Origin of the sequence: Psychrobacter sp. BI730, assembly GCF_013414195.1 — a bacterium.
Lineage (GTDB): Bacteria > Pseudomonadota > Gammaproteobacteria > Pseudomonadales > Moraxellaceae > Psychrobacter.
This window is the reverse complement of sequence record NZ_JAATTV010000032.1, coordinates 1-4,732: the sequence shown is the minus strand read 5'-3', so window position 1 is coordinate 4,732 and position 4,732 is coordinate 1. Positions and strand designations below refer to the sequence as shown.

The 4,732-nt window shown below is 37.3% G+C and carries 7 protein-coding genes; 1 reads left to right on the top strand and 6 read right to left on the bottom strand.

Annotated elements, in window-relative coordinates; genetic code table 11:
* Window positions 1-321: transposase (locus HCZ91_RS13785; RefSeq protein WP_179799793.1), on the top strand; the 321-nt coding region annotated here is incomplete at its 5' end.
* Between the two features lie 54 nt (window positions 322-375).
* Here the strand turns inward: HCZ91_RS13785 and HCZ91_RS13780 are convergent.
* From HCZ91_RS13780 to HCZ91_RS13755, 6 genes are all read right to left on the bottom strand, one after another.
* A complete protein-coding gene (locus HCZ91_RS13780; RefSeq protein WP_179799792.1) occupies window positions 376-768 on the bottom strand; it encodes a hypothetical protein in 393 nt (130 codons plus the stop codon).
* Between the two features lie 116 nt (window positions 769-884).
* Window positions 885-1,559 (bottom strand): tetratricopeptide repeat protein, encoded by a 675-nt coding sequence (locus HCZ91_RS13775; RefSeq protein WP_179799791.1) that lies wholly within the window; start codon window positions 1,557-1,559, stop codon window positions 885-887.
* Window positions 1,560-1,722: 163 nt separating this feature from the next.
* Entirely contained in the window at window positions 1,723-2,064 is a 342-nt protein-coding gene (locus tag HCZ91_RS13770) for a hypothetical protein (protein ID WP_179799790.1), read from the bottom strand.
* 250 nt (window positions 2,065-2,314) lie between these two features.
* Window positions 2,315-2,800: a hypothetical protein gene (locus HCZ91_RS13765; RefSeq protein WP_179799789.1), complete on the bottom strand. Its 486-nt coding sequence runs from the start codon at window positions 2,798-2,800 to the stop codon at window positions 2,315-2,317.
* Window positions 2,797-3,654 carry a WG repeat-containing protein gene (locus HCZ91_RS13760; RefSeq protein WP_179799788.1) on the bottom strand — a complete coding sequence of 286 codons (858 nt, stop codon included), beginning with the start codon at window positions 3,652-3,654 and terminating at the stop codon, window positions 2,797-2,799. The genes HCZ91_RS13765 and HCZ91_RS13760 overlap by 4 nt, the downstream gene beginning before the upstream one ends.
* A 119-nt stretch (window positions 3,655-3,773) precedes the next feature.
* Window positions 3,774-4,732 (bottom strand): WG repeat-containing protein (locus tag HCZ91_RS13755; RefSeq protein ID WP_218870211.1); only part of this gene is annotated, 959 nt, incomplete at its 5' end.

The window sequence follows — 4,732 nt, the reverse complement described above, 5'->3', positions numbered from 1 at the left end:
GAGACTTGGGGTGATAAGTACCCGCATGTGGTTAAGTCTTGGCGTAATAACTGGGAGGGCTTAACGGTGTTCTTTGGCTACCCTAAAGACATCAGAAAAGTGATTTATACCACCAATGCGATAGAGTCGCTAAACAGTGTGATTCGGACGGCGGTGAATAAGCGTAAAGTATTCCCCTCTGATCAAGCTGCATTCAAAGTGGTGTACTTAGCAACTCAGCAGGCATCCAAAAAGTGGTCGATGCCGATTCGTAACTGGACGTCTGCTTTAAATCGCTTTATGATTATGTTTGATGATCGTATTAGTAAGCATTTAATCTAAAGGGCAGTTACACAGAATTCGGGATGGGCTCCAAAATCAGAGCAGTTCAGTTTATTATTTTGAGCATAAAAAATCAGCTATAGCTGACTTTTTCGTACTTAAATCAAGTTCTTTATAAGATGAAAATGAGCGAAAATCATATTCATCAATCTTTTCGCGATCTAGATAATAGTGCACCTCCAAGTCCTTTGACTCCCTTGGGGTGCTACAGATAAATTCAATTGACTCTACCTTAGTATCATATTCAAATTTTACTGTATTTAGTAGATTCATGTTCATGTTCTGCTTGTAACCAGTAGTCACATAAGCTTCAACCTTGTCACCAGATCTAGACTTCTCGGAAACAAATACTGTGGAATAATCGTCTTCATAAACCTTATTCAAATTCGCGGCATTTGTAGATGCTGCTATTACCATGGCTATAGATAATGCTACTAATTGTTTCATACAAGCTCTCCGATTATATTTTCACATAATATTATTTAGCTTGAAAACTTTAATTCTTTTAATACTTCTAGATACAAACTAACAACCTCAGTATCATAGAGATTTTCACTTTTAAATTAATAGCCTTGTTCATTCAATTCTCGATATTTGTCACAGGCAGCTGCCCATCCATTATCGCACGATTTGCCATACCATTCCTTAGCCTCAGTTAGATTCTGAGGAACAACATCTCCGATCCGATACATATCAGCAGCAACATAAGGAGCATATGTATCGCCTAAAGAAGCACCTTTTTCACTCCACTCAATTACTTTAACCGCATTTACAGGTACAAGCTCGCCTCTACGATACATAAGCGCTAACACACCAGGAGACTCTTTGTCACCTTGATTGGCAGCTTTACTATACCATTCTATTGCTTTAGATCCACTTTGGCGCACGATCTTGCCTTTTCTATATAAGTCTCCAAGCTCAATCTGCGCATCCATATAACCTTGATTAGCAGATCTAGTAATCCACTTAATACCCTCAGGAATATTTGTTTTAAACATCCTCAGACCATATTTATCCTTCCATGGATGCTCCTTATCTCCAAGATATTCCTTACCGATAATATATTGTGTTTCAGCATCCCCTTGATTAGCCTCTTTAATCCAGCGTTTTTTTATTTCAGAATCAGATTCATCATCATAATAATAGGCATTCGCATTCGGAATAGCCAAGAACGATAGACCGCAAGTCAGTACGATAGTCATAGCTTTATAAACAAATCCTTTTTTTGTTGATTGCATAATCATTCTCCCTTTTGAAAGTCATTTAAAACATAAGCAAAGTTCATGTAAAATTAAACTCAGTCAGATAAAACTGGCTGACTCATCATGCTGAATGCGATAAATCATGACGAGTCAGATTATAGTTGTAACTTTATGAGACACACCTCTCTAAAAAGTTGCATTATTTAGGATCGGGGAATCCGCATTCTTTATAACCCCCTGTACATGCTGCAAACTTAGTATTACCCGTTGCATTGCAAGTATAAAAGGTGACATCTCTGTTAGGCCTTAGCTCTGAGCGACTACGACAAGTCCACTTGCCACTTGTTTTTTCCATACAGAGTCTGACATAGGCGTCTTGAGGACACTCATTGGTAAGTGTTATATCTATAGACTCTGACGAACCACCACAGGAATTCCCCCAAGTATGATCCATATCAATACAACTTTTTAAGTCTTTGGCTGAAACACCCGCTGAAAAAAGTAAGCTCGCTGCAGCGACTATACTAGCTAATAATTTCATAACCTCATCCTCCATGATGATTGTAGATAGTTAATTCAATCATTGCACATTAGCTGAATGACTACTTAAACAAGTAATTATATTCGCTAATGTAAATAAATTAGCATAATAATTTTAAAGAAAAAAGTGATAATGCAATATTTTAAGGGTTTGAATGGTTCAAACTATTTTCTTATAGCAAAAGTATGTTTTTAAACTTCGTTTATTTTCCAGTACCCTTCTTTTATGCGATGATATTTAGAACAGCAAATTAACTTAACGCACAATTTATAATGTTCTGCGCTCGATAAGGTCCAGGTAAATGTCCCATTGGAGAGCCAGGAAGCGCCCATAACTCTCTAGAAAAAGCAATCAATTGCTCGCGACGTCTAATTACTCCTTTCTGTACTAACTGCTGTACAGCATAGCAATCCGCACTTGTTTCATTGTTAAGTTGGGGTGGTAAAGCATGATGAGCACATTCATGAGCAAACCACCACTGTGCAACCATATTTGAATATTGACTTGCTACACGAGGGTTCAACATGATAACTGGTGCTCCATTATGGTAATTAGCCATACCAATATTATTTAACTGAGAATTCAGGAATATGGCCACTGGTTGACCAGAGTATGCAGTACAGTTCATGGGCAGTCCACGCACATTAATTTGATACATAGGACCTTGGGTTTGAGCCACTGTAACTTGCGAACATAGCAAAGCAGTAACAGCTAAAATAGGTGTCATAATCCTCATACATACTCTCCCTGTTTGTTAATAGCCTTCCAAATATTATCCTTTTTCACTTTTGCAATACCGCCTGAAAAAGAATAAGCTTCTTCAAAAATTATTGGTATAACAATGATTCCCTGCTGATTGATAAATCCATATCTACCTTCATAGCCAACACGCGCTAGCCCTTCTAAAAAACTAACTGCATTATCATACTTTGGTGGTACAACCTCTTGACCTTGTTGATTTAAAAAACCGTATTTATCATTTTTCTTAACTACGACTAAATTTTCTGAAAAAGGTAAATTAATAAGATCATATTCGACTGAGACAACTAACTCACCTTGCTTATTAATCAGCCCTTGCTTAGATTCTATCTCTACTAGAGCTAAGCCATTCAAGAAGACTTCCGAATAAGAAAAAGGGTTAAGGTTATAGTACTTATCTACATCTAAAACCTCTGCCCCTGTTCTATCGATGAATATATATCGTCCGTCTTTTCTGACTCGTGTCAAGCCGTCCGAGAACCTGCTCGGTCTATCATACTCAAACGGAATGACTACCTTTCCTTGCGTATCTATAAACCCGGATTTATTATTTCTTTCGACACTAGCCAACCCTTCTGAAAACGAGCCTACCTCGTTGTATTCAATAGGTATTACAATATCACCATAAATATTCATGAACCCATATTTGCCTTTTTGCTCAACTGCCACTAGGCCCTCGGAGTAGGTTTCACACAATATAGTGTCATGAGCTGACTGATATTCCTGCTCTGCTTCGCAATGTTCTGAAACCTGAGAGGCAAAAACATAAGAAGTACCGGCAAGCATGAAAAGCGCTATTACACTCTTTTTTAGGGTTCGACTCATCATCATGTTTAACCTCTTTACTATCTACTTTTATTGGTTCAATTCTTCAAGGCTAACATACAAAATAAGTGCCATCTTAGTTATAAACTTATATATCGATCCTAATGTCTAATAAAATAACGTAACTAATGCTCCGCAATCTTTTCGCCTCGTTTATTAACATAGTGTCTCGCACCACCTTTTTCGACTAGAGCCAGATCTCCATTAAATTCACTGGCAAAATCATAAATTATGGATATCACAGCTTGACCTTTATTGTTAATGAAACCATATTTACCGCCTTTTCTTACTAGTGCCAATCCATCTATGAAAGAACCTGCATACTCATAAACTCCTAACCCTTGTTCTTCCACACCACATCGGTTAATAAATTTATAGTCCTCATCTTTTACAGCGACCGCCATATTAGAACTGATAGCACCAAGTTCATCGTACTTTAGATCTATTACCACTCTACCTTTTTCATCAACTAAGCCATATTTACCATTGATTTTAACGACTAATAACTTATCTGAAAATGACGTGATGTCTTCATATTCCAAAGGCAGTACAACCTCTCCTGAGCTATTAATGAGACCATATTTATTGTTCTTTTTGACTTTGACTATATCCCCTTCTCTCTCGATCATCTTTTCAGAATCGATAAGTTGAACGATATAATCATATTCTAGTGGAACGACTAATTGGCCTTGTTTGTTAAGTAGGCCATATCGTCCTTCTGTATTCTGTACTATCAGCACTCCATTCGTTAAATGACCGTTTGCGAAGCCATATTCCCCTGAGTAATCTTCATTTACAGCAATATCGTATGAATCATCTAATGAGATAACTTCACTTCCTTTTTTATTGATATAGCTTGTCTTCCCATCTTTTATTACTTGAGCCAAGCCTTCTGAAAACTGACCTGAAAAATCAAACTGAAAAGGGATCACTATTTCTCCCTTTGGATCAATATAGCCATATTTACCGTTTTTCTGTACGCCAGCCAACTCCTCAGAAAAATCATTAGACCTCTTGCAAAAGTGGCAGAGGATTTTACAATAACTAATGCACTCACAACTGGCTGGAAACCATGCCAAACATA